Source organism: Rhizobium leguminosarum bv. viciae, from assembly GCF_012276115.1.
GTDB lineage: Bacteria > Pseudomonadota > Alphaproteobacteria > Rhizobiales > Rhizobiaceae > Rhizobium > Rhizobium leguminosarum_T.
In genome coordinates, this window is sequence record NZ_WIEU01000004.1 from 116,776 (window position 1) to 141,248 (window position 24,473).

At 61.9% G+C, this 24,473-nt stretch carries 25 protein-coding genes; 12 read left to right on the top strand and 13 right to left on the bottom strand.

The annotated features are described in order from the left end of the window. Position 1 precedes the first annotated feature (1 nt). Entirely contained in the window at positions 2 to 1,423 is a 1,422-nt protein-coding gene (chrA, locus tag GFM02_RS08960) for a chromate efflux transporter (RefSeq protein ID WP_168321456.1), read from the top strand. Here chrA and GFM02_RS08965 read toward each other — a convergent pair. Both GFM02_RS08965 and GFM02_RS08970 read right to left on the bottom strand, forming a co-directional pair. Beyond that, positions 1,420 to 2,751, bottom strand: coding sequence for a hemolysin family protein (locus GFM02_RS08965; protein WP_168272615.1), 1,332 nt, complete (start codon positions 2,749 to 2,751; stop codon positions 1,420 to 1,422). The genes chrA and GFM02_RS08965 overlap by 4 nt on opposite strands. Before the next feature lie 242 nt (positions 2,752 to 2,993). Next, positions 2,994 to 3,377: a VOC family protein gene (locus tag GFM02_RS08970; protein ID WP_020050706.1), complete on the bottom strand. Its 384-nt coding sequence runs from the start codon at positions 3,375 to 3,377 to the stop codon at positions 2,994 to 2,996. A 482-nt stretch (positions 3,378 to 3,859) separates the two neighbouring features. Between GFM02_RS08970 and GFM02_RS08975 the strand changes: the two genes are divergently transcribed. Further along, a complete protein-coding gene (locus GFM02_RS08975) occupies positions 3,860 to 4,186 on the top strand; it encodes an RcnB family protein (RefSeq protein ID WP_168272613.1) in 327 nt (108 codons plus the stop codon). A 279-nt stretch (positions 4,187 to 4,465) separates the two neighbouring features. On the opposite strand, the gene GFM02_RS35025 is transcribed toward GFM02_RS08975, so the two are convergent. From GFM02_RS35025 to GFM02_RS08990, 3 genes are all read right to left on the bottom strand, one after another. After that, positions 4,466 to 4,645 (bottom strand): hypothetical protein, encoded by a 180-nt coding sequence (locus tag GFM02_RS35025; RefSeq protein WP_168272612.1) that lies wholly within the window; start codon positions 4,643 to 4,645, stop codon positions 4,466 to 4,468. Further along, entirely contained in the window at positions 4,642 to 5,862 is a 1,221-nt protein-coding gene (gene zigA, locus GFM02_RS08985) for a zinc metallochaperone GTPase ZigA (protein ID WP_168321457.1), read from the bottom strand. The genes GFM02_RS35025 and zigA overlap by 4 nt, the downstream gene beginning before the upstream one ends. Before the next feature lie 179 nt (positions 5,863 to 6,041). Beyond that, the gene (locus GFM02_RS08990) at positions 6,042 to 7,106 is read right to left on the bottom strand and encodes a zinc ABC transporter substrate-binding protein (protein WP_168321458.1); all 1,065 of its coding nucleotides are present in this window, start codon (positions 7,104 to 7,106) and stop codon (positions 6,042 to 6,044) included. Positions 7,107 to 7,207: 101 nt separating this feature from the next. Between GFM02_RS08990 and znuC the strand changes: the two genes are divergently transcribed. The 6 genes from znuC to GFM02_RS09020 all read left to right on the top strand — a co-directional run bounded on the left by znuC (position 7,208) and on the right by GFM02_RS09020 (position 11,930). Beyond that, positions 7,208 to 8,122 carry a zinc ABC transporter ATP-binding protein ZnuC gene (gene znuC / locus GFM02_RS08995; RefSeq protein WP_168321459.1) on the top strand — a complete coding sequence of 305 codons (915 nt, stop codon included), beginning with the start codon at positions 7,208 to 7,210 and terminating at the stop codon, positions 8,120 to 8,122. Continuing rightward, positions 8,115 to 8,930 (top strand): zinc ABC transporter permease subunit ZnuB, encoded by an 816-nt coding sequence (gene znuB / locus GFM02_RS09000; RefSeq protein WP_168321460.1) that lies wholly within the window; start codon positions 8,115 to 8,117, stop codon positions 8,928 to 8,930. The genes znuC and znuB overlap by 8 nt, the downstream gene beginning before the upstream one ends. Continuing rightward, the gene (locus tag GFM02_RS09005) at positions 8,927 to 9,325 is read left to right on the top strand and encodes a Fur family transcriptional regulator (RefSeq protein ID WP_011652680.1); all 399 of its coding nucleotides are present in this window, start codon (positions 8,927 to 8,929) and stop codon (positions 9,323 to 9,325) included. The genes znuB and GFM02_RS09005 overlap by 4 nt, the downstream gene beginning before the upstream one ends. 333 nt (positions 9,326 to 9,658) lie before the next feature. Next, on the top strand, positions 9,659 to 10,549 hold the full coding sequence (locus tag GFM02_RS35540; RefSeq protein WP_168321461.1) for a hypothetical protein: 891 nt from the start codon (positions 9,659 to 9,661) through the stop codon (positions 10,547 to 10,549). A gap of 317 nt (positions 10,550 to 10,866) precedes the next feature. Continuing rightward, positions 10,867 to 11,442, top strand: a complete 576-nt coding sequence (locus tag GFM02_RS09015; RefSeq protein WP_168271359.1) for a transglutaminase-like cysteine peptidase — start codon at positions 10,867 to 10,869, stop codon at positions 11,440 to 11,442. 89 nt (positions 11,443 to 11,531) lie between these two features. After that, positions 11,532 to 11,930, top strand: coding sequence for an ester cyclase (locus GFM02_RS09020; RefSeq protein WP_168321462.1), 399 nt, complete (start codon positions 11,532 to 11,534; stop codon positions 11,928 to 11,930). Positions 11,931 to 11,961: 31 nt separating this feature from the next. Here GFM02_RS09020 and GFM02_RS09025 read toward each other — a convergent pair whose 3' ends face one another. Then, positions 11,962 to 12,333, bottom strand: coding sequence for a hypothetical protein (locus tag GFM02_RS09025; protein WP_168321463.1), 372 nt, complete (start codon positions 12,331 to 12,333; stop codon positions 11,962 to 11,964). A 442-nt stretch (positions 12,334 to 12,775) separates the two neighbouring features. Here GFM02_RS09025 and GFM02_RS09030 point away from each other — a divergent pair, with 442 nt between their 5' ends. Together GFM02_RS09030 and GFM02_RS09035 are read left to right on the top strand one after the other, a co-directional pair. Beyond that, positions 12,776 to 13,177 carry a hypothetical protein gene (locus tag GFM02_RS09030; RefSeq protein WP_032992104.1) on the top strand — a complete coding sequence of 134 codons (402 nt, stop codon included), beginning with the start codon at positions 12,776 to 12,778 and terminating at the stop codon, positions 13,175 to 13,177. Between the two features lie 89 nt (positions 13,178 to 13,266). After that, positions 13,267 to 13,974, top strand: a complete 708-nt coding sequence (locus tag GFM02_RS09035) for a methyltransferase family protein (RefSeq protein ID WP_205930238.1) — start codon at positions 13,267 to 13,269, stop codon at positions 13,972 to 13,974. A gap of 277 nt (positions 13,975 to 14,251) precedes the next feature. Here the strand turns inward: GFM02_RS09035 and GFM02_RS09040 are convergent, their stop codons facing one another. From GFM02_RS09040 to GFM02_RS09050, 3 genes are read right to left on the bottom strand one after another with little or no spacing between them, the layout of a single operon-like run. Continuing rightward, the gene (locus GFM02_RS09040; protein WP_168271355.1) at positions 14,252 to 14,782 is read right to left on the bottom strand and encodes a gamma carbonic anhydrase family protein; all 531 of its coding nucleotides are present in this window, start codon (positions 14,780 to 14,782) and stop codon (positions 14,252 to 14,254) included. 10 nt (positions 14,783 to 14,792) lie between these two features. Continuing rightward, a complete protein-coding gene (locus tag GFM02_RS09045) occupies positions 14,793 to 15,488 on the bottom strand; it encodes a fumarylacetoacetate hydrolase family protein (protein WP_072637903.1) in 696 nt (231 codons plus the stop codon). A gap of 35 nt (positions 15,489 to 15,523) precedes the next feature. Then, on the bottom strand, positions 15,524 to 15,793 hold the full coding sequence (locus GFM02_RS09050) for a hypothetical protein (RefSeq protein WP_168271354.1): 270 nt from the start codon (positions 15,791 to 15,793) through the stop codon (positions 15,524 to 15,526). On the opposite strand from GFM02_RS09050, the gene GFM02_RS09055 reads away from it, so the two are divergent. Next, on the top strand, positions 15,773 to 16,540 hold the full coding sequence (locus tag GFM02_RS09055) for a nucleotidyltransferase domain-containing protein (protein WP_168321465.1): 768 nt from the start codon (positions 15,773 to 15,775) through the stop codon (positions 16,538 to 16,540). The two genes, GFM02_RS09050 and GFM02_RS09055, sit on opposite strands and share 21 nt — an antisense overlap. A 15-nt stretch (positions 16,541 to 16,555) precedes the next feature. On the opposite strand, the gene GFM02_RS09060 is transcribed toward GFM02_RS09055, so the two are convergent. Both GFM02_RS09060 and GFM02_RS09065 read right to left on the bottom strand, forming a co-directional pair. Next, positions 16,556 to 18,538, bottom strand: coding sequence for an adenylate/guanylate cyclase domain-containing protein (locus GFM02_RS09060; protein ID WP_168271352.1), 1,983 nt, complete (start codon positions 18,536 to 18,538; stop codon positions 16,556 to 16,558). Continuing rightward, a complete protein-coding gene (locus GFM02_RS09065; RefSeq protein WP_168271351.1) occupies positions 18,538 to 22,296 on the bottom strand; it encodes a FecR domain-containing protein in 3,759 nt (1,252 codons plus the stop codon). The genes GFM02_RS09060 and GFM02_RS09065 overlap by 1 nt, the downstream gene beginning before the upstream one ends. A 130-nt stretch (positions 22,297 to 22,426) precedes the next feature. Between GFM02_RS09065 and GFM02_RS09070 the strand changes: the two genes are divergently transcribed. Next, a complete protein-coding gene (locus GFM02_RS09070) occupies positions 22,427 to 22,966 on the top strand; it encodes a Pycsar system effector family protein (protein WP_020050689.1) in 540 nt (179 codons plus the stop codon). Between the two features lie 210 nt (positions 22,967 to 23,176). On the opposite strand, the gene GFM02_RS09075 is transcribed toward GFM02_RS09070, so the two are convergent. Both GFM02_RS09075 and GFM02_RS09080 read right to left on the bottom strand, forming a co-directional pair. Continuing rightward, positions 23,177 to 23,665, bottom strand: coding sequence for a RidA family protein (locus tag GFM02_RS09075; RefSeq protein WP_168271350.1), 489 nt, complete (start codon positions 23,663 to 23,665; stop codon positions 23,177 to 23,179). Then, positions 23,659 to 24,384 (bottom strand): SDR family NAD(P)-dependent oxidoreductase, encoded by a 726-nt coding sequence (locus tag GFM02_RS09080; RefSeq protein WP_168271349.1) that lies wholly within the window; start codon positions 24,382 to 24,384, stop codon positions 23,659 to 23,661. Before GFM02_RS09080 ends, GFM02_RS09075 begins: the two co-directional genes overlap by 7 nt. Positions 24,385 to 24,473: the final 89 nt, after the last annotated feature.

Genomic DNA, 24,473 nt, shown 5'->3' on the forward strand with positions numbered 1-24,473 from the left:
GATGGTCGAGATGACAGGAAATGCGTCCGCCGGCGAGATGGTGGAAAAAGACACAGGCAAGGAACATAATCACGGCGTCTCATTTGGCGAGGCTTTCCGGGTCTGGCTGCGGATCGCTGCCTTGAGCTTCGGCGGCCCGGCCGGCCAGATTGCCGTCATGCACCGCATCATCGTCGACGAGAAGCGATGGATCGGTGAGCATCGTTTCCTGCACGCGCTGAACTATTGCATGCTGCTTCCCGGCCCCGAGGCGCAGCAGCTCGCCATCTATATCGGCTGGTTGATGCACCGGACTGTGGGTGGTCTCGTTGCCGGCATTCTGTTCGTGCTGCCGGGATTTCTGTCGATTCTCGGTCTCAGCTACATCTATGCCGCCTTTGGCAACGTCGCCATCGTCGCCGGCCTATTCTTCGGGCTGAAGGCCGCGGTGCTTGCCGTCGTCGTGCAGGCCGTCATTCGCATCGGCAGCCGCGCGCTCAAGAATCGCGTCATGGTCGGTATCGCGGCCGCGGCCTTCATCGCCATCTTCTTTCTCCATGTCCCGTTCCCGCTGATCGTGCTTGCCGCCGGCATTATCGGTTTTTTCGGCGGCCGGGCCGGGATCGCCGCCTTCAGGACTGGTGGCGGACACAAGACGGGCAGCGGGGCGGTGTTGTCGGATGCCGATTCAGCGCTGGGCGAGGACATACCGGCGCATGCTCGTCCAAACCTCGCTTGGTCGTTGCGCATGTCGAGCGTGTTGCTTGCCCTCTGGCTCGTCCCGGTCGCCGGGCTCTATGCATTCGTCGGGCCGGACAGCGTCTTTGCCGAAATCGGTCTGTTCTTCAGCAAGATGGCCGTCGTCACCTTCGGCGGGGCCTATGCCGTGCTTGCCTATGTCGCACAGGAGGCCGTGCAGCATTTCGGCTGGCTGAAACCCGGCGAGATGCTCGATGGTCTCGGCATGGCCGAGACGACGCCGGGGCCGCTGATCATGGTCGTCCAATTCGTCGGCTTCATGGGCGCCTACCGCGATCCCGGATCGCTGGATCCCATGCTAGCCGCCACGCTGGCGGCGATGCTGACGACGTGGGTCACCTTCGTGCCCTGTTTTCTCTGGATCTTCCTCGGTGCGCCGTTCATCGAAAAACTGCGCGGCAACATCGCACTCGCCGGCGCGATGTCGGCCATAACAGCGGCGGTGGTCGGGGTTATCCTCAACCTCGCTATCTGGTTTGCCCTGCACACTCTGTTTGCCGAGGTTGCGACCGTCCAGCTTGGCGGCTTGCGGCTCGATATTCCCGTGCTGCAATCGGCCGTGCCGGCGGCAATGGCGCTGTCTGCCGCCGCGGCGATAGCGATCTTCCGCTTCAAGGCTTCCGTCATCGCGACGCTGCTAGCCTGCGCAGCCGCGGGAATGCTCTGGACGCTGGCGGTGAATTAGGCCTCCGCCCCATCCGCGGGGATGCGCGTCGCGAGCATCTTGTCGATACGCATGCCGTCCATGTCGAGCACTTCGAAGCGCCAGTTGTCGAAGACGAAGGTTTCGCCGGCTTCGGGGATGTGCTGGAGCTGATGCAGCGCGAAGCCCGCCAGCGTATGGAAATCGGCATCCGGACGATCGCGCAGGCCGAGCCGTTCGAAGGCGTCGAAGGCCGGCATCATCGCATCGATCAAGAGCGACCCGTCTTCCCGGACGACGATGTCGGGCTCTTCGTTCGATCCCGGCAGGTCGCCGGCGATGGCTTCGAGCAGGTCGGTCTGGGTGACGATGCCTTCGAGGCTGCCATATTCGTCGATGACGATGGCGAGGCGAACGGGTGAGGCCTTGAAGCTGTCGAGCACGCGGACGACCGAGGTGCCCTCATGCAGCACCAGCGGCTGTTTGATCACCTCCATCGGCCGGACCTTGCCGCCGTCGAGAACCTGATCGAGAAGGTCCTTCTTCAACACCATGCCGATCGGCTCGTCGATCGAGCCGCGGGCGACCAGCAATTGCTCGTGGCTGCATTCGCGGATGGTCTTCAGGATTTCGGCCTCGCTGTCGTCGGCGTCGAACCATTCGATGTCGAGACGCGGCGTCATGATGTCGGAAATCGGCCTGTCGCCGATGTTGAAAACCCGCTCGACGAGCTGCTGCTGCACGTGGTTGAGAAGGCCGGCCTCCTGGCTCTCGGCAACCAGCAGCTTGAGCTCCTGCGGCGAATGGAACGACGATTCCCCGGTTCCGGCGCGAAGACCGACGCCCCGCAGCACCATGTTGCCCATGCCGTTCAGGACAAAGATCGCCGGCTTGAACAGCACCAGGAACAGACCGAGCGGGCGCACCACGGCAAGCGAAGTGGCCTCGCTGCGCTGAAGCGCCAGGCTCTTCGGCGCGAGCTCGCCGAGCACGATATGAAGTGCTGTGATAATGACGAAGGCGATGACGACGGCAACAGTATGCGCGCCCGCCGTCGCCCATTGCCCAGGCAGCCATGATAACAGCGGCTCGATCAGGTGGGCAAGCGCCGGTTCTCCAACCCAGCCGAGGGCGAGCGACGAGATGGTGATGCCGAGCTGGGTGGCTGCAAGGTTGGAGTCGAGATTGTCGACGGCGCGCTGAAGTGCCGATGCGTTCATGCGGCCTGCCGCAGCGAGTTCGGCGACGCGGCTACGCCTGACCGACACCAGGGCGAATTCGGCGGCAACGAAGAAGCCATTGGCGGCGACAAGAAGAAACACGGCTAGTATCCCGATATAGTCGGAGAGCCCGCCGGCGGAATCGGACATGTTTTCCCTGCCTTCGAATTGATGGGAATCCGAAACTACACGCTCGCACACCGGTGGCAAGGCGTTCCGGCTAGTCCTGGGGCCAGAGATGCCGAAGCCGGGCTGCCGTAATCGAAATACTGCGTCGGTTTGCGATGCTGGCCGCAAAATGCGTGGCAAACCGCATGACCGGGATCATGCGTGCGGTTCACCGATACGAAGCGTAAAACGCGTGGTGAACCGCATGACCGACGTCGCCCCATTCACCTCTTGGGCGCTTCGAAGAGTTCGATAGGGTTTCCGGCCGGATCATCGAGCAGGATCTGCTTGCCGCCGATGCCCTGCACGATCTCGTTGCGGAAGCGCGCACCGGCTTGGCGCAGTGCGGTGACTTTCGCCTCCAGATCTCCGACCTCGATCTGGATGCGATTCCATCCGCCGGGCTCCGGCTTTCGTCCGTCGGGCATTGCTTGAGATGCTCCGCCCGGTCCCGTCATGCCGCTGACGAACAGACGAAAACCGTCCTTTGTCAGGATTGCGAAACTCGGCGCGGGGCGAAGCGCAACCGAGAAGCCGAGATGTCTCGTGTAGAATTCCACCGCGGCGTCGACGTCGTCGACGATATAGCGCATGCTGATACCGGGCATGTTCTCCTCCATTGTGGTCTTCGTTGTCTTGATCTGATCGTCCCCTCACCGGATATGCAGAATTCTGCTGTGCCCAAAATACGTCGCTTCGAAACTCGATTATGCGCCCGTTTCAAGTTTTTTTGCATCTCGTTATGCCAAATCGCTGAGCACCTGCCGCCGCCAGCAGCAGGACATCCCTCCACGGCGGCGCCTTCCAGGCGATGAGCACCGGGGGCGTCGCCCAGCCTCATCTTCAGATGCTCCGCAAATATCTTTTCTTCGGTCATGCCTTGAGGTGCTGCCAAAGGATGAAACTGGCCGGCGGCACCGATGCCTCGTCTATGGCGACAGAATATTCGTCACAGCGTATTAGTTTAATCTAAAATATAAGCTTTTGTCCCTAGCTATTGGATTTCATTACAGAAGTTTAATTTTTATTTCAGTTTCGGTTCATCTTTTCGACCCTAGTTTGGTCACGTGCCCAACATGAGGAACTCCACATGAAAAAGATTTTTGCAGCTCTTCTTTCCGCTTCCTTCCTTCTTGCCCCGATGGTTGTTTCCCAGGCCAGCGCCGACGATCATCGCCGTCCGCCTGTCGTCGTGCAGAAGAAGGTGGTCGTCAAGAAGACGGTCGTCCGGTCGCATTGGAAGAGGGGATACCGCGTCAATGCCAGCGAGCGTCGCCGGTTCTCCGATGTCAACGACTACCGCCGCTATCGGCTGGCGCCTCCGCCCCGCGGTTATCGCTGGGTGCGGGCCGATAATGATTACCTGCTGATCGGCGTCACGAGCGGCATCATCTCCAGCATTATTGCCGGTCGCTGATCGGTCGATAAGTCAAGAAGGGGCGGCTTCGGCCGCCTTTTTGACTCTGGGGCGGCAAGCTCCTCCGTCTCGGATAAGATCGTCGCTCTCTGTCCTCCCTCATTCCTGTGCTCGTCACAGGAATCCAGCCACGGCGCGTCTGCGCCGTGAATGTTTCCTCTGAACGAAGTGGTCTCCCGCGCCCAAGGACTTGGGCGCACTGGATTCCTGTGACGAGCACAGGAATGAGGGAGGGTGAGGGGACGTTCACGCCAGACTCGCGGTGTCGGTTATGATCACTTAGTCCTGCCGACGCAAAGCTATCACCCGTTCAGCAATGAAACCGAGAAAACCTCTTGGTCTTCCGACTTCAGCGTCGGTATCCTCCTCATGCGCAAGCGGATGAAGCCCTTCAATCGGCGGCAGCGGTTCGCATTCGGTACAGACGCAGAGAGTGCGTTTGATTGCCTTCGCCGTCATGCCGCCTGCCTGTTCCAGCTGGCGAAGGGGTCGGGCAGGTTGCGCCAGCGCTCCGGCGCAAACACCGTGCTGTCGACCAGACAGGCGTCGAGTTCCTTCCTGATCCAGGCTTCGTCCATCGGATCTGCGCCGATGAAGACGATTTCCTGGCGCCGGTCGCCCCAGACGGGGTCGAGATAGGGGCCGATGGCGCGCATGAAGGCCGGTTCCTCAGGCCATTGTTCGCGGGGTACGGCCGCCCACCAGAGACCCATCTTGCCGGTGCGCACGATCGAGCCCGCCTGGCTGATCTCGCCGACATGGTGCGGGCGCGTCGCCAGCCAGAAGAAGCCCTTGGCGCGCACCACGCCTGGCCATGTCCGATCGAGGAAGGCCTGCAGCTTTGCCGGATGGAAGGGCCGCTTCTCGCGATAGACGAAGGAGCGAATGCCATATTCCTCGGTCTCCGGCACGTGATCGCGGAAACCGTGCAGTTCCTTGTACCAGAGCGGATGGGTCTCGGCCTTGTCGATATCGAAGCGGCCAGTGCCGAGCACGTCTTTCAGGACGATCTTGCCGAAATCCACCTCGATCAGCTTCGCATCCGGGTTGAGACCGGTGACGATCTTGCGCGCGGCGTCGCGCTCTTCCTTGGTTGCCGTGCCGATCTTGTTCAGCACCACGACGTCGGCGAACTCGATCTGCTCGACCAGCAGGTCGACGATGGTTCTGTTGTCGCCGTCGCCGGCCGTTTCTCCGCGGTCGGCGAGGAAATCGGCCGAGGCATAATCGGCAAGCAGATTGGCGGCGTCGACGACGGTCACCATGGTGTCGAGCCTTGCGACGTCGGAAAGGCTTTGGCCATTCTCGTCGCGAAATTCGAAGGTGGTGGCGACGGGCAGGGGCTCGGCGATGCCGGTCGATTCGATCAGGAGGTAATCGAAGCGGCCCTGGTCGGCGAGCTGGCGCACCTCCTTCAGCAGATCGTCGCGCAGCGTGCAGCAGATGCAGCCATTGGTCATCTCGACAAGCTGTTCCTCGGTGCGCGAGAGATTGGCGCCGCCGTCGCGCACCAGCGCGGCGTCGATATTCACCTCGCTCATGTCGTTGACGATGACGGCGACGCGTAAGCCTTCGCGATTGGTCAGCACATGGTTGAGCAGCGTCGTCTTGCCGGCGCCGAGGAAGCCGGACAGCACCGTGACCGGGAGCCTATTGTCTTTCTGCCTGATATTCATCGCGTCACCTCATTAATGTTATATCATTACATACGATTGGCCGAAAAAAGGCGGAACGGGGTCATCCGCCTGTTTCCGCCTCAGCTCTCCGAGGAGCGCCGCGCGTCCGAGGACGCGTTAAGGACGCTCCATCAGTGGCGCATAATCCTTTTCCGAAAATCGATTTCGATTTTTCGGGGTCATGCGCCGGAGAGGCAATCCCTCATGCTGCGGGCGATGCCGCGCATGAGGGTGAAGTAGAGATCGGGGCCGGCCTTCAGCGTGGCGGCCTCCGGATCGAGCACGCCTGACTTGGCGCGCGTGCCTTCTATGACGACATCGATGAGGCGCGGCTCGAATTGCGGTTCGGCAAAGACGCAGGTGGCGCCGAGTTCGCCGACCTTGCGGTGGATTTCCGAGACGCGCTCGGCGCCGGGAATGGTTTCCGGACTGACGGTGATCGAGCCGGCGACCCGGATGCCGTAGCGGTGCTCGAAATACTGGTAGGCGTCGTGGAAAACGATGAAGGGCTTGTCCCTGACGGGGGCAACGGTGGCGGCGATCTCCTTGTCGAGCGCCGTCAGCCTATCGTCCAGCGCCTTGGCGTTCGCCTGATAGGTCAGCGCATTGGCGGGATCGGCGGCGACCAGCGTCGTGGTGATCTCGCTCGCCATGGCTTTGGCATTCACAGGGTCGAGCCAGAGATGGGTGTCGAATGCGCCGTGGTCGTGATCGTCGTGCCCATGGTCATGATCAGCTTCGGCATGCGCGGCTTCGGCCTCATGATGAGCGGAAGCACTATTGTGCTCCGGGGAAGCACTATCGTGCTCCGGGGCATCATCATCATGCGCTTCGAAGGCGCCGCCTTCTCGGAAGGGCAGCTTGACCAGGCCGGGGGCGTCGTCGAGGGCGGCGATGCTGGCATCCGAACCCAACGCCTGCAGCGGCTTTTCGAGAAAAGCCTCGAGGCCAGGGCCGACCCAGAAGATCACCTTGGCATCCTGTAGCGCGCGGGCATTGGAGGGCTTCAGACTATAGGTATGCGGGGAGGCGGAGCCGTCGACGATCAGCTCCGGTTCGCCCACACCCTGCATGATCGCCGCGACCAGCGAATGGATCGGCTTGATCGAGGTGACGACGACAGGCGCATCGGCCGCCCGCATGGTTCCGGCAAAGAGCAGGGCCGGGATTGCCAGCGCCGGGATCGCCGCCATCGGGATTACGGAGGCCGGCATTTTAAGGACAAGCCCCTTCGCACGTTTCATCATATGCTCCGCTTGAATTGCGATTGTTATGTTATTACATCAATTGCGTTATGCTATAACGTGTGCAATAGCAGGACGCAACAGCACTTTCGGAAAATTTGATGCTCTCTCCCGCAAAGACCCCCGCCGGTATCAGGGCCGAACCGCTGGTTTCGCTTGAAGATGTCGGCATTCTGCGCAACGGCCGCTGGCTGGTGCGCGGTGTCGATTTTTCCGTCTCGCGCGGCGAGATCGTCACGCTGATTGGGCCGAACGGCTCGGGCAAGTCGACCAGCGCCAAGGCGGCGATCGGTGTGTTAAAGCCTGATGAGGGCAGGGTGGAGCGCAAAGCCGGCCTCAAGGTCGGCTATGTCCCGCAGAAGCTTTCGATCGACTGGACACTGCCGCTTTCGGTGCGCCGGCTGATGACGCTGACAGGACCGCTGCCGGAGCGCGATATGCTCTCGGCGCTCGAATCCGCCGGCATCGCCCATATGCTCGAAGCCGAGGTCCAGCACCTCTCCGGCGGCGAATTCCAGCGGGCGCTGATGGCCCGGGCGATCGCCCGCAAGCCCGATCTGCTGGTCCTCGACGAGCCGGTGCAGGGGGTCGATTTTTCCGGCGAGATCGCCCTCTACGACCTCATCAAGTCGATCCGCAATGCGACGGGCTGCGGCATCCTGCTGATCTCGCACGACCTGCATGTCGTCATGGCCGAAACCGACACGGTCATCTGCCTCAACGGTCATGTCTGCTGCCGCGGCACGCCAGAGTCGGTCAGTCGCAGCCCGGAATATGTGCAGCTGTTCGGCAGCCGGGCGGCGCAGACGCTCGCCGTCTATAGCCATCACCACGATCATACGCATCTGCCGGACGGCCGCGTGCAACATGCCGACGGCACGGTGACCGACCATTGCCATCCCGATGACGGCCATCACGCGCATGACCACAGTCATGAGCACGACCATGGTCATGATGGGCACCACCACGAACATGACCATCCGCATTCCCATGCCACGGAGGACCGCCATGCTTGACGACTTCTTCGTGCGCGCCATTCTTGCCGGCGTTGGTCTGGCGCTGACGACAGGGCCGCTCGGCTGCTTCATCATCTGGCGGCGCATGGCTTATTTCGGCGATACGATTGCCCATTCAGCGCTGCTCGGCGTCGCACTGTCACTGCTTTTCGAACTCAACTTGACGCTGGCTGTCTTTGCCGTCGCCGCCCTCGTGTCGGTGCTGCTGCTCTTCCTGCAGAAGCGCCAGGCGCTGTCGGCCGATGCGCTGCTCGGCATCCTCTCGCATGCGACCCTTGCGATCGGCCTCGTCATGGTCGCCTTCATGAGCTGGGTGCGGATCGATCTCATCGCCTTCCTGTTCGGCGATATCCTTGCCGTTTCCACCACCGACATCGCGCTGATCTGGGGCGGCGGGCTGTTCGTGCTCGTGGCAATGGCCTGGCTCTGGCGACCGCTCTTGGCTGCGACCGTCAATGCCGAGCTTGCCGAGGCCGAGGGGCTGAAGCCGGAGCGGGCGCGGCTGTTCTTCATGCTGCTGATGGCCGTCGTCATCGCCATCGCCATGAAGATCGTCGGCATCATGCTGATCACCTCGCTGCTGATCATTCCGGCGGCTGCGGCGCGGCGCTTCTCGCCGACGCCGGAGATCATGGCAGTGCTCGCCTCGCTGATCGGGGCGGCGGCCGTCGTTGGCGGTCTGTTCGGCTCGCTCACCTACGATACGCCCTCCGGCCCCTCGATCGTGGTCGCGGCGCTGATCCTCTTCATGCTCAGCCTGCTTCCCGTCAGGCGACACCGCGAGGTCATGCAAGGACAAGGCTCATGACGACACCGCAATTGACCAAGAACCAGTCGCTGGTCTTCGACGTGCTCGAAAAGGCCGAAGGGCCGCTCAGCGCCTACACCATCCTCGACAAGCTGCGCGACCACGGTTTTCGCGCGCCGCTGCAGGTCTACCGGGCGCTGGAGAAGCTGCTCGAATATGGCGTGGTGCACCGGCTCGAAAGCATCAACTCTTTCGTCGCCTGCGCCCATCCGGGCGACGACTGCCACAGCCACGGCATCGTCGCCTTCGCCATTTGCGAAAGCTGCGGCCAGGTGACGGAGTTCCACGACCACGAGGTCGACCACCGACTGATGGAATGGGTGCGCGGGCAGAAGTTCAAGCCTGAAAAGACGACGATCGAGATCCGCGGATTGTGCGAGGCCTGCGCGGCGTAAGCTTCTTCGCATTCGCTAGACGATCGCCTCGCGCTCACTAAAGGGGTCGTCGTCATCAAAGTCGCGGGCGCGGATTTGGTCGTTCCCCCTTTCGCCGGCTTCTTTGCATTCTTACGGTATCGCATTCCGTTTTCACGGATGCCGCTCGGCGTCGACGGCCATATCTGTTGGGACATGAGCTGCCAAGGTGCTCGCTGGAAGCGATGCTATAGCCCACATGGGCGACCGCGATGGCTGAGCCCGCAGGGATCCCGGACCGTATTAGACGCCCATTGATACACAAAGCGGCGATCAAAAAGGTGAGGCCGGTTACCCGGCCTCACGTCCATTTTCATGTCGCCGATCAAGTTAGTTCGGTTTAGATTTAGACCCGCCCTTGCCCGAACCGTTATTGCCACCATTGCCGCCGCCGTTGTCGCCACCATCGCCGCCGCCATCGCCGCCGCCATTGTCGCCGCCGTTGCCGCCGCCATTGCCGCCACCATTGCCGCCACCGTTGCCGCCACCATTGCCGCCGCCGTTGCCGCCGCCATTGCCGCCACCATTGCCGCCGCCATTGCCGCCACCATTGCCGCCGCCATTGCCGCCACCATTGCCGCCACCATGGCCGCCACCATTGCCGCCGCCATTGCCGCCACCATGGCCGCCGCCATTGCCGCCGCCATTGCCGCCACCGTTGCCGCCACCATGGCCGCCGCCGTTGCCGCCACCATTGCCGCCACCGTTGCCGCCACCGTTGCCGCCGCCATTGCCGCCGCCGTTGCCGCCGCCGTTGCCGCCACCATTGCCGCCACCATTGCCGCCGCCGTTGCCGCCGCCATTGCCGCCGCCGTTGCCGCCGCCGTTGCCGCCGCCGTTGCCGCCGCCATTGCCGCCACCATTGCCGCCGCCGTTGCCGCCGCCATTGCCGCCGCCGTTGCCGCCGCCATTGCCGCCACCATTGCCGCCGCCGTTGCCGCCACCATTGCCGCCGCCGTTGTCGCCGCCATTGCCGCCGCCGTGCCGCCCCTTGCCGCCGCCATGGTCGCCACCATTGCCGCCACCATTGCCGCCACCATTGCCGCCGCCGCTATTCCCGTTGCCATTACCGTCATTCCCATTGCTGGCGACGGAGCCGGTGCTGCTGGACGTCTTCTGGCCGCCGCCAATGCCTCGGCCGCCGCGATCCTTATCGTTCGGACTAAACTTGTTATCGGCACGAATTGCTTTGGTCGGCATGCATAGTCTGTATTCGAGTGTGCCGCGAACTGCGGCCTTGCAATTAACGACTGCCGGGGCTGCCGTTGCCAAGCTGCTGCTTGCCAGAAGGGAAGCAACGGCGATGCTGAATTTCGCGGCTCTGCTGATCATTTCAATCGTCTCCCAAGGTTAACTAAATGTTAACTGGGAGAACTATTACACTAACGATTAATTAACATGAAGAATAGATAATGGTTAATCTGTCCAATTCGTTTAATACGGTTAAATTCCAAAGTATAAAATTTTACTAAATTTTTATCCTGCCTGTGTTATCGTCTCTCAATAAGGAAAAGGAATCGGCTATGAAGCGTCTCTTTTCGCTCGCTGCCTTTTTATTCATTCTTCTGCATTTTCAAGCTGTTGCGGGATCATCACTTCCTGTGACGCGAAGCATCGGCGCACCCGTGGGATTCGCCGCAGCCTGCGCCAAGTACAAGTGGCTGTGCGGCAGGATGGCGGCGCAACAGCTGAACGATCAGGCAGGAATAGCGCTTCTTCAAAAGGTCAATCGTGCCGTAAATGGACGTATCATTCCCGCGGAAGATCGCCCGTCTTCCCGAAATAAGGATGTTTGGTCTCTGCCGGTTGCAGGCCGGGGCGACTGTGAGGACTACGCTCTCCAGAAAATGAAGGACCTGATCGACGCTGGCTTTCCATCGAACAGGTTGGCGCTTTCCGTGGTGATTGGACCGCAGGATCAAAACCATGTCGTTCTCATTGCCCGGACGGACAGCGGCGATTATGTGCTTGACAATTTGACCAGCGCCGTGAGGCTCTGGCGCACGACAGGCTATACGTTTCTGGCCACCCAGGATTTCCAATCGCGAACGGGCTGGCGCGTGACGCTTGCTGGTCCCCGTGCAGGCGAGTTCTCTTGAAGTGAAACTCTCGAGGCGGCGCGTTCGCCGCTGGCAAGTGCTGATCCCGGGGCCATCTTTGCCTGAGAAACCAAGCCAGGGGCGATCGCGTGACGAAAACCGAACTCGCGGAGATATACAGCGGCTACATCGCTTGCCTGAACAGGCAGGACTGGCCCAATCTCGGGCAGTTTGTCGGGGACGATGCGGTTCATAACGGCCGGCGGCTCGGGCTCCCGGGTTACGTCGCCATGCTCGAGCGGGACTTCGATGAGATTCCCGATCTTTATTTCACGGTGCTGATGCTGCTTTGCGATCCGCCATATATCGCCTGCAGGCTCAGCTTCGATTGCAGGCCGAAGGCAAAATTCCTCGGCCTCGATGTGAACGGCAGACGCCTTTCCTTCACCGAGAACGTCATCTACGAATTTCGCGGCGGCAAGATCACTGAGGTCTGGTCGGTCATCGATAAGGCGGCGATCGAAGCCCAGCTTGCAGGCTCGAATTGACCGCGCGGACGGTTTCCTGTCTGCGTTTCGATCATATGATGACGACGCGCTCGCCGAAGGGTGTGTCGTCGTCGAAATTGCGGGTGCCGATCCGATCGCTTTCGCCTGACAAGGCCGGCTGTTCCGCCTGTTCACCGGCCTCTTCCCCGTCGTCCGATGCCGCATGCCCGTGCCGCTTTTGCGGATGCTCCTCGTTTTCGACGATCAGATCCGCGTGCGGGATGAGACCACTTGCGGCTTCTTTCTCCACGGCCTTCTTCGCTGCCAGTTGATCGGCGGTGATCTGCGACTGGCGGGCGGCGACCCAGGCATTGTCGGGTTCTGAGCCGATCGAGGTGCTGGTGCCGACCTTGGTGGGTTCGGACGGGGCGGTGGCGGAGATGGGGTTGATCGCGTCGACCATGATGCTCTCCTGCTGGAACAGGATCATTTTAGGTCCGGTCGGCCTAAAACCTGAATCCTGTTCTAAATTAAAGAGTTAGATCGTGATGTCATCCGAAAACCGCTTACACTTTTCGGCATCATGCTCATGGCGAACCGGCGAACCAGCCGCCCGCTTCCCGGGATGAAAACGGCGCGGTCTTCGGGCCAATCAGGCAGACATATCGAGCCCGCGCCGAAAAACACAAGGGGACATTGACGTGACTGCCACCTCGGACAATGACGAAATCGGTAGCAGGTTGCGGGAAATTCGACGAAGAATTGTGTGCACAAGGGGGTGCTCGGCGCGTGGTTAATGTAAGAATCGGAAACACTTTGTGACTAAGTGTCTCCAAAAGCTGCGTTTTTTGACTTGCTGCGCGCGAAGACATGACGGATATTGTTTAAACGTTGAGGAAGCCGTCATGATTAGAATGATTGAAAACCCTGCCGAACTGGCTGGCGAAGATATCACCGGCAAATATATTCTCCGGAGGCTGAACTATCACTGGTTCGCCTACGGCAAGGCGGCTATCGTGACCGCCTGCAAGGGAACGATCCTGCAGCTTGAGCGGGAAGAGACGGTCTATTCCGAGCGTTGGGGACGTCGCGCCTATACGGGCGCCGGCAGGCGTTATCCCGGCGGCATCTGTCCGATTTCTGCGGTCGCCTGCGTTTGCGATACGCCTGATGACGTCAATGCCGTCATTCAGCTGGATGTCGAAGCGCAGGACGAATTCTATCAGCTGATCGCCAAGGCCGAAGCCAGGGTTCAGGCTCTTGCCTCATCCTCACGAAACAGCCAGTTTCTCGAAGCCGCCGAGTAAGGCGATTTTTTCAATGAAATCCGCCATGCGCAGCGTCCTTCTGCGCGTCTAAAAGGACGCTCGGCGCTGTAATGGAACGGAGAGCGATCATGACGCAGCGGGACACTCGGCCCGGTCAATCATTCGCCGCGGCGCCATCGCTCGGATCGCTCGCCATCACCATTGCCGTGATGTTTGTAGCACTGTTCTGGCCGGCCGGCACGCTCGACTGGCCGCGCGGCTGGATTTTTCTCGGCCTGTTCCTTGTGCTGACTGCTGTCGCAATCATCTGGATCTGGCGGACGAATCCGGAGCTGTTTGCGGCGCGCAGCCGATACCAGAAGGGTACCAAATCCTGGGACGCCGTGGTGGCGACGCTGACGATCATTCTCTTTGCTGCCATTCTTCCGGTCGGCGCATTCGATGACGGACGTTTCCACTGGGCGCCGCAGCCCGATTGGGTCGTCTTTATCGGCTATCTCCTGATGACATCAGGTTATCTCGGCCTGACCTGGGCGCAATCGGTCAACCGGCATTTCGAGCCAACGGTGCGCATTCAGACCAACCGCGACCACAAGGTGATCGACACCGGACCCTACGCCGTAATCCGCCATCCCGGATACGCAACCGCCATCGTGCTCAGCGCCGGCATGGCGCTGTCGCTTGGATCGCTCTACGCGCTGATCCCCGCCGGCCTGCTCGTCGTCGTCCTCTTCGGCCGCACGCTCGGCGAGGAAGCCGAACTGCGCAAGGGCCTCGAGGGTTATGCGGACTATATGGCGCGTGTGCGCTGGCGGTGGATTCCGGGCGTGTGGTGAGCGGCTCGGCGGGTCTGCCCTTCGCTTGCGCTTAGTGCATTCGCGGCTTTGCCGCTCACCCCCTCATCTGCCTGCCGGCATCTTCTCCCCGCTGGGGAGAAGCGGAATCGTGGCGGCGTCTGGCCCCTCCTGAAAGCGCCGTTTGTGGAAACGAGCGAAGGCAACTTGCTCCCTCTTCTCCCCAGCGGGGAGAAGGTGGCCCGAAGGGTCGGATGAGGGGGATGAGCGGCAAAATCGCAAATGCAGTAAGCGCAAGCGAGGCGTCCACGTTGCCCAATCACCCGATCTGTTTGAGATCGCGGGCGAAGCGTTGCCAGTTGGCGACGTAGTTTTCTGCCGAGCGACGGATGGCTTCGATTGCCGCCTCGTCGAGCACGCGCACTGCGCGGGCGGGTGCTCCGACGATCAGGGAGTTGTCGGGGAATTCCTTGCCTTCGGTCACCAGCGCATTGGCGCCAACGAGGCAGTTGTTGCCGATCTTCGCACCATTCAGGATGGTGGCGCCCATGCCGATCAGCGTGTTGTTGCCGATGGTGCAGCCGTGGAGGATGGCGTGGTGGCCGATGGTGCAGTCTTTACCTGTTGTCAGCGGGAAGCCGATGTCCGTATGCGCCATCACGCCTTCCTGGATATTGGTGCCTTCGCCGACGGTGATCGGCTCGTTATCGCCACGCAGCACGGCGCCGAACCAGATGCCGACATTCTCGCCGAGTTCGATCTGGCCGATGATGTTGGCATCCGGTGCGATCCAATAGAGGCCGGCGGCGGGCAGTTTCGGCGTCGATCCGCCAAGTGCGTAGACGGGCATGGCTCTCTCCTCAGACGACCTCGACCGATAGCGTGGCGACGCCGTCGATGCCGCAATTGATGCGATCGCCCTTGGCCACCGCGCCGACGCCGGCGGGCGTGCCGGTCATGATGATATCGCCGGCTGCGAGAGTGAAGAGCTTCGACAGTTCGGCGATGATCTCCGGCACCTTCCAGATCATCTGGTTGAGATCGCCGTCCTGCACGCGCTTGCCGTTCTGTTCCAGCCAGATCCTGCCTTCTGCGGGGTGGCCGAGGCGGCTGGCCGGAACGATTGGGGAGATAGGGGCGGAATGTTCGAAGGCCTTGCCGACCTCCCAGGGACGACCAAGCTTTTTTGCCTCGCCCTGGAGGTCGCGGCGGGTGAAATCGATGCCGACGGCATAGCCGTAGACGCAGTCGAGCGCGTCCGCGGCCTCGATGTTTGCGCCGCCTGATTTCAGCGCCAGCACGCATTCCACCTCGTAATGCACGTCGTTCGACAGCGAGGGATAAGGAAAGGCATTGCCCGCCGGCAGCAGGTTGTCGGCATTCTTCTGGAAGAAGAAGGGCGGCTCACGGCTGGGATCATGGCCCATCTCGATCGCATGGTCGGCATAGTTGCGGCCGACGCAATAGACGCGGCGCACCGGAAAACGTTCGGCGCTGCTTTCGACCGGCAACAACACCGGTTGCGGAAGCGGGATGACGGTGGCGGGATCGGACATTGGCGGGCTCTTCCTGTTTCGAGTCTTGATGCATCTTAGACGCAAAACATCGCGCCGGGAAAGCCGTCCTCGGCCTCCGGCTTCGGCGCATTGACGCTGTCGCGGCCGCGGGTTAACCTTAGCCATGAGCAGGATATTTGCAGTTTCGATGACGTCCACGACCACCGCGCCGCGGTGGGTGGTAGACGCGTGAACTGAATTCCGTTCATTGCTGCTGAAACCAACCCGCCGGAAACGAGCGGGTTTTTTGTTCCCGCCTGTGCCCCGTATTCGAGGACGAGATCGTGGACGATATCCAGAAACATGTTCTTGCGGAGCGGGCGCTGGCCGTCGCCCGCCACTGCATCGCCAGCCGCTATGCCGGGGCCGCATTCGCCTATGTCGCCGGCTCCATCATGCGCGGCGAAGGCACCACCTTTTCGGATATCGATTTGGTCGTGGTGTTCCCGTCGCTCCAAAGAGCCTGGCGGGAGTCGTTCAGCGCGGATGGGTTTCCGATGGAAGCCTTTGTCCACGATCCGCAGACGCTGGCGCATTACCTCCATCAGGATGTAGACAGCGGCTATTCCATCATGGCCAACATGGTCGCGACGGGCTGTATAGTGGGATCGGATATCGACAGCGCGCACGTCATCCAGGCAAAGGCGGAAAGTATGCTGGCGGCAGGACCGAAACTTCTTGCCGGGGCAGACTACGACATGCTGCGCTATCAGGTCAGCGATTTGGTCGACGATCTGCGCGGAACGCGCCCGTCCGAAGAGATCGCCGCCATCGCCGCACTCCTCTACCAGAAGCTGGCCGACCTGATTCTGCTCGGACGTGGCGCATGGAGTGGTCGCGGCAAGTGGGCGCCGCGCCTCATGAAGAAGCTCGATATGCAATTGGCAGCCGAATTCGACGCGGCGTTCAGACTGGCGGCAGCAGGCGACGGCGCGCGATTCCTGGCTTTGGCCGACCGGGAGCTTGCCTTGCATGGCGGCCGTTATTTCGAGGGGTTCAGGCGGGATGCGCCGCTGGAAGCGCGCCGCCTGGGAAGTATCGATTTGCGTTGACTGCGTTCTGCTCGGTTATTCCTCGCCGGACTCGACCAGCGCCTCGCGAACGATCACGTAATAGCCGGCGAGCTCGGGGATATCGGCGGCCAGCCTGTCGAAGGCCGGGTCGGATGGCGCAAAGGTGCCTGCGTATTTCGCCGCGATGAAGGCCTGGTGGGCGGCAAGGGCTTCGGCTTCGGCCTTGTGCACGACGGTATAGACCGGCGAAGGCACGGTGCGACCTTTGACGATGATGCGATCGAGCTCGACGACCGTGTAGGTGCCGGCGACCAGCCTTGCGGTCTCCTCGCCGAGCAGCAGGGCCACGCCATAATTCTTCGAGGCGCCTTCGAGGCGGGAGGCGAGGTTGACGCTGTCGCCGAGGCAGGAATAGTCGAAGCGGCGGGTCGAGCCCATATTGCCGACGATGCATTCGCCGGTGTTGATGCCGACGCCCATCTTCAAGACGTGGGGCCTGCCGCCGCGCATCGCCGCCTCCCGCTCCAGCTCACGGTTCAGGCTCGATATCGCCGCCTGCATGGCGAGCGAGGCTTTGACGGCGTGCAGGGCATGATCGGGATCGTCGAGCGGCGCGTTCCAGAAGGCCATGATGCAATCGCCCATATATTTGTCGATCGTCCCGCCATGATCCATCACCACGTCGGAAAGCGGCGTCAGCAGCCGGTTGATCAGGCCGGTCAGCTGCTCCGGATCATCCTTCAAGGTCTCGGCGATGGTGGTGAACCCACGCACATCGGAAAACAACACTGACAGCGTGCGCCGCTCGCCGCCGAGCTTCAGCTGCGAGGGATCCTGCGACAGGCGCCGGACGAGATCGGGCGAGATATATTGTGCGAAGGCGCGGATGATCTGGCGCTTGTTGCGGCGCTCTTCGGCGTAGTCGAAGGCGGCTTGGCCGAAGACGACCGAGATATAGGCGACCGTCGGCCCGAGCGGCGCGACGAAGATATGGGCAAGCCGGATACCGGCAAAGCTGAGGGCCGCGAAGGCGAGAAGGGCCGCTGCGCTGGTCACGATCGTCAGCCATCCCGTCGAGCGCCAGACGGTGGCGGCGGCAAGCAGGACCGATATGAGGATACAGGCGGCCACCACCGGGAGGCGGGCTTCTTCGATCGACAGGCCACGGCGGATATTGTCGTAGATCGTCGCTTGGATTTCGACGCCCGAGGTCAACGTGCCGGTGTGGACGGTATAGGGCGTGGCAAAGGCATCGACGCCGCCCTTATCGATCACCGGCGCATTCTGCAGGCTGAGGCCAACGAGCACGACGCGACCCTTGAAATAATCCGGCGGCAGAAGATGTGCGGGATCGAGCGCCTGGTAATAGGAGACCGTGGGATAGGAGCGGGCCGGGCCGAATGATTGGATAAGCTGGCCCGCCGGCAGGGTTGCCGAAATCGTTCCAGACGCTTTCGCCAGCGTTGCGGCAAACCCGTCCTCATAGGCCGGAATCCGCCGGAAAGTGCCATCGCCGCCAAGATCGACGGAGGCAATGCCGGTCTTCGCTCCCGCTTCGGTCAGTTGCTGCAGCGGGGTGACGCGGATGAGTTGCGTGGCTTGCGGCGTCTCGATCAACGTCTCGTCGCCGGCAAGGACGACATCCGGGCCGACGGCGCCAGTAATCGCGTTGTCGTTCTCTTGGGTCGAGGGTTCGGCCAGGATGATGTCGAGGCCGATGACGCGGGCGCCGGCGGCGCGCAGCTGGGTGATAAGCTGGGCATGAAGGCTGCGCGGCCAGGGCCATTGCGCGTTGATATCGGCAAGCGAGGGTTCGTCGATCGCGACGATGACGGGTCCGCCGGGTGGCGGGCGGGGATCGTCGACGGTCGAGAGATAGTCGAAGCTTCTGAGCTCCAGCAGCGACCAGGCGGGCAGGCGCGACAGAAACGAGATGGCGATCAGGACGGTAAGCGAGAGCACCAGCAGACGGAGGCGGCGGCTTTCGGCCTGCCCGCCGGCCGGTCTGACCTGCCGAGGCTTTTTCGGCGCCCGCATCAGAAGCGGACTTTGAGCGTGCCCTTGAAGGCGCGGCCCCAGCCGGGCACGCCGGGGGTGATCTCGAACTCCTCGTCGAGCAGGTTATAGGCGGCTGCCTCCAGCTCGATGCGCTTGTCGAACGGTTCCCAGACCAGGTGGGCGTCGAGGCTCCAGTAGTCGTCGAGCTTGGTGCCGAGATCGTCGCCGTCGCGCTCGCCGATATAATTGGCCGCCACCGTCGCCTTGACCTTGGCCTCGTTGACCCAGGTCAGTGCGATCTGGCCGGAATTCTTCGGGATGAACGGCAGGGAACCGCCGTAATTCGGTTCCAGCGGGTCCTTGTTCTCCGATTCCATGTAGGCGTAGGTGGCGGAGAGGCCGAAACCGTAGCCGAGCGCGACGTTGGCAGTCACGGCGGCGCGGTCGATACTGCCGCGCGACAGCGGCAGGCTGTCGGCCGCCGGAAGCGAGATCAGCGGAAAGTCAATCGAGAAATCATGCAGTTCCTGGTGCTGGTATTCGACCGAGGTGAAGAAACGGTCGGTCCACTCGGCGTCCCATTGCAGCGCCGCCGTGTCGGTATAGCCATCGACGCCCACCAAATACTGGTTGGCCTGCAAGCCGAGGATGCCAATCGGGGCAAGAGTGGGTACGCCGGTGTCGAGGCTCTGGCGCATGAAGGCGGCGCGCAGCCAATGGTTCTGGACGGGTGACCAGGCAAGGCCGAAGCGCGGCTCGAACCGGCTGACATCGACGCCATCGCCTTCCATACGCGTGCCGAAGAGAGCATATTCGCCCTTGAGATTGGGCGTGATCTCGTGCAGCACGTCTATATAGGCGCGGCCGATATTGACGCGGTTGCTGAATGTGTCCGGGCCGCTAGTGGTCTCAGGGAGAACCGGGAAGCGCGGAAAGAGTTCATGAAGGCGAGAGAAAGTGGTCGTGCTGGCATCGATCCAGCCGCCTTCGATGCCGTACCGCCAGGTGAGTGGTCCGCTGCCGATGGAATGGCTGAGAGCGCCGATATAGGTTTTCGAGGATAGCTCCTCGGTCCCGTCCAAGAACGGAATAATGTCGGGGTCACGCAGGCCAAGAACCGGCGCATCGTCGACCTGAAGGGAGGTGGAAGTCCGCGACTTGCTTTCCGAATAGAGGAAGGCGCCGTTCAATATATTTTCGTAGCTGAAAGTATGGCTCCAGCCGAGGCCGGCATTGGTCGTCTCGCTGACATTGCGCCTATAACTGTATTGCGAAGAGATTTCAGTCGGTACCCCAGCGCCGAGCAGGTTGAGGAAGTCCGTCAGTGCTGAGCCGGCCGACAGCGCGTTCAGCGTGCCATCGTTCTTGGCATGGTTGACATAGGCCACTACGCGATCGTCCGGCGTTACCGTCGCCGTCAGGTAGCCATTGCCGCCGACGATCTTGTTTTCGGTCTCGAAACCGCCAAAGTCGCGATAATCCCCGTCGAGGGCCAGTTCTTCCCATGTCAGGTTGCCGTAGAAGCTGAGAGGGATCGTCTCGTTGGAGAAGCCCTGGATCTCAGCCTCGCCGATACGCCTGGTATGGCCGTCGACGCTGTTGATGCCGCCGCCGAGCGAGCCTTCGATGAAGGGTGTGCGCAGCAGCGTTGCCGAGCGCGAGCGACCGGAAAGCATGTGCGGATCAAGCAGCAAGCCCTGGATAAAGGATGAGTAGCTCGATGCGTTGTTGCGATACTGGATGACATTGTCATCGCTGAAGCTCGTCGCATTGACGAAGGGGAAGATGCTACCTTTGATCGACTGATCGATATAGCCGCTGCCTTCGAAGGGGCTGAAGACCGCATCGCCGTAATAGCGGCCCCAGGCATCCAGGCCCTGAAGGCGGAAAGCGTTGTTCAGCGTCGAGCCGGCATCCTGGTTGGCGCCGAGCGCGCTGTAGTCGCCGCCGCGCGCCCTGGAGCGGCGGAGAAACTCCTGGGCGTTGCGGATCGCGCCGTCGGCGTCGTAGTCATCGATGTCGACAGCGGTTCGGAAGGAGGAGATGACGGGATCGTTCTTGTCGAGCCTGTCGGCATTGTCGACCGCCTGCGCGGAGGGGATGCGGTCACCCTTTTCGTAATGGGCGGCGGCGAGCATCAGCTGCGACTGCGAATGCGCCGGATTAGCGGCGCTGGCCGCCAGCAGGTCCGCCAGCGCCTTGTCGCGTTCGCCAGTCTGCAGATAGTAGCGGCCGCGGGCGAGAAGTGCGATGTCGAAGGACGGATCGACGGCAAGCGCCGTATCGATTTCGCGCTTGGCTTCCTTCATGCGCGATTGATCGAGATAGAAGATGGCGAGATTGGCGTGCGGCACGGGATCCTGCGGGTCGAGCGCGATCGCTTTCAGGAACGCCGCCTCGGCCTCGCCATTGGCGTCGCGGGCGCTCTGCAGCAGGCCCATCGAGTTCAACGATCCAGACGCACCCGGCGCAAGCTCGATGGCGCGGTTCAGATCGGCAAGCGCACCGTCGATATCGCTTTCGTAGCTCGCCTTGTAGGCCGCGCGCGCGGCAAGTGCGATCGGATGGTTGGGATCGAGCGAGAGGGCGCGGCTCACAGCCTCCTGCATCTGGGCGCGGTCATCGATCAGCTGCGCGAGCTGGGCGCGGATCGCGGGCAGAGTGGGATCGTCGAGAAAACGCTTCTCGGCTTGGCTGATCACATCGATGGCGGCTCGCGGATTTTGCAGAAAGCCGGCGGTGTAGGCCTGCATGATCGCGCCATAGGGGCCGACAGCTGATGACGGCGGGTTTTCGACATGGGCGGGATCGGCAAGCGAACGGGCGAAATAGCCGCCATACTGCGCCATGTTCCGGCGGCTGGCGTCGAGATGTGGCAGTGCCGCCGCAAACAGCCTTGCGGCTTCGTCGTAGCGTTTTTCGGAGCCGGCGATCGTGGCATCGATCAGATCGACGCGTGCCTTCTGGCCGGTCGTCAGCTTGCGGCCCCGAATCTCCCGAAGTGTGGCGGCTGCAACCTGCCGGCCATCGAAAGCACTCTGCACTTCGGCAAGCTCCAGCCAGTCCTCGGTGGTGCGACGCTCCGGCGGCAAAGCCAGCAGCCGGCGGCGCTTATCGGCCATGCGGCCTGCCGGCAGCGGCGAGGTCGGCATCAGGCCGAAGCCGTCGCGCAGATTCAGGTAGAACAGCATCTGTTCGCGGTCATCGGGATTGACGCTGATGATCTTGGTCGGCGCCTGGCCGATTGTCGCGACCGCCCCTTCACCCTCGTTCACCTCGACGCTGCCCTGCGGGTTGCTGAGCGCCACGCGGCCTTCGAGCACGATCATCGAGGTCTTGGCGCCCTCGACGGTCATCGTCCAGTCCGTGCCGCGGATAGCGGCGGCGGCCGCCGGCGTTTCCACCGTCAGGCCCTGGCCACCGCGCTCGGCGCGTGCCCAGATGGTGCCGGATTGGAGATTGAGCACCGTATCGCCGCCGGCAGCCATCTTCTTGACCTGCAGCGAGGAATTGCGGCCGAGGCGGACCTGAGTGTGGTCGGAAAAGACGATGGCGAGCTGGCCGTTGGCATTGGTGCGCAGCACGTCGCCGGTCAGGAGATCCTGATTGATGTCGACGACACGCCAGTTCGACACGTCGATGAAGCGGACTTCCTCGCCGATCTTGCGGGCGATGACGGAGCCGGCGACCGGCGTAGCGCGCGGCACGGGATCGGCCATTGCCGGCAGCCCAAAACCGGGCACGGCAAACGCCATCGCCATCCCGACGCGACAGATGTTACTGGAATAACCCCGCATGTCCTCGACCCCATACCCCGCTTCCCCTTTGTCCGTGTAGAGTGGAAAAGTCAAGCATGTTGCACACGTGTTCTTGCTTTCGTCGCGAAGTGTAATATCAGGGAAACACTTTAGGGTATGGAGTATTCAGGTGAGCGAATTCGAAAATGCCACTGAGGTTATGCTGAGCAAGCCCTCGAGCGGGGACGTCAGCACCGAGTATTTCGATCATATCAAGAAAATCAATGACATATTTTATGATCAGATCAAGATATCCGACCAAAAGGCTGCTTATATCTTTACTTTCATGCTCGCCTTTCTGGTGAGTTCCAGCGAGGTTAGGGCCGTGTTCAGCCTGACGCGTTACACCGGCGGCACGCCCAGCAGCATGCTCTTTTCCGGCCTACTTGCGGCAGCCTCGGTCTTCTCGATCCTGTCGGCGATTCTTGTCGTGCTGCCGCGGCGTCTCGGCACCTCCACCTCGCTATTCTGGGGCGCCTGGCCTGATCATCGCGATATGTTCTTCGAGGCCGCGCTACGCCGTGACGAGCGCTACCTCTTCGACCAGTATCTCGAAAACGCCAACATTCTATCGGCCATCGCCCGCAACAAATACCGCTGCGTCACCTTCGCGTTTCGTGGGCTGATGGTAAGCGTGATCGCCTATGTGCTGCTGTTGGTGGCGGTATAACGGGGGTGATGCCTTGCTTATCAGCCGGCCGACGCCGGCGCCTACGGGAGCCTCATCCTGAGGCGCCCCTCAGGATGAGGCTCCCGTAGGCGCCGGCGGTCGGTAGATGCAAGGAGCAGTGCCGGAGCGTGTCCTTCGAGGCTTCGCCCTGCGGGCTACGCGCCTCAGGATGAGGGACCTCGGACGATGCCGCGCCGGTACCGCCCCCATTCACTCCTCGACCTCAAGAACAAGTTCAAGTTCGATCGGCACACCTAAGGGCAGGCTAGCGACGCCGAGCACGACGCGGCCAGAAAGCTTTTGCTCGCCGAAGACTGCAAGCAGCATTTCGGATGCTCCGTCCGCAACCTTCGGATGGTCGCGGAAATCGCCTTCGGTCGCGATGTAGACGCCAAGCTTGACGACCCTGACGACCCTGTCCAGCGAGCCGAGATAGTCCCTCGCGGCTGCGAGCGCGCTCAGCGTTGCGGTTTCGGCGGCCTTTCTGCCGTCTTCTGCCGTCAGCGCGCCACCGACGCGGCCGATATAGCGGGGCTTGCGGTCGACGACCGGCAGCATGCCGCTGAAGAAGACCAGCTTGCCGGTTCTGACCGCCTCGACATAGGCGCCCAAGGGCGTCGGCGGTGGGGGAAGGGCGATGCCGAGATCCTGCAGCCGCCGTTCCGCGCCGGCTGCCTCAGCTTTAGCATGGTCTACCATTTGCCCAGATGTGCGCCGCCGTCGACGTGCAGCACCTCCCCGGTGACGCGCGGAGCTTCGGTGAGGAAGACGACCGCATCGGCGATCTCCTCGACATTGGAAATGCCTGCCATCGGCGACAGAGTGCTCAGGAAGTCCTTCGGGTTGTCTTTGTGCAACGGCGTGTCCACCACGCCGGGAGCGACGATATTGAAGCGAATTCGCTCGTTCGCATATTCCATCGCCAGGTTCTTGGAGATGGCGTTGATGCCGCCCTTTGTCATCATCGAGACTGAGGCGGAGAAGCCGGCGATCGGATGATCGGTCAATGGGGTGGTGATGCTGACGACGCTGCCGCCGGTTTTCTGCGCGAGCATCTGCCTGACGACCTGTTGGGTCAGGTGGATGAAGCCTTCGAGATTGGTCGAGGACAATTTCTCGAAGTCGGCCATCGTGAACTCAACGAATGGCTTGGCTAGAAAAATGCCGGCATTGTTGACGAGTGCGTCGATCGAGCCGAAGCGATCGATCGCAGTCCTTGCCACCAGCGCTGCGGTTTCGGCATCGCCGATGTCGCCATCGACGAGCGCCAGCCTGTCCGAGGCTTGGAAAGCCTCCGAAGCACTGACCTGGCGCGAGGTAGCGACGACATTGTAGTCGCGCTGGATGAAGGCGTTGACGAGGCCGGCTCCGATACCCTGGGAGGCGCCCGTGATGATGACTGTTTTTCTCGTAGTCATGCTGATCTCCATAATCTGGTTCGGGCAACGCGGGCCTTGCGGTTGCAAAGGCGGGGGGTCGCTCGAGATGGGGCTGCTGCGAATGCGCC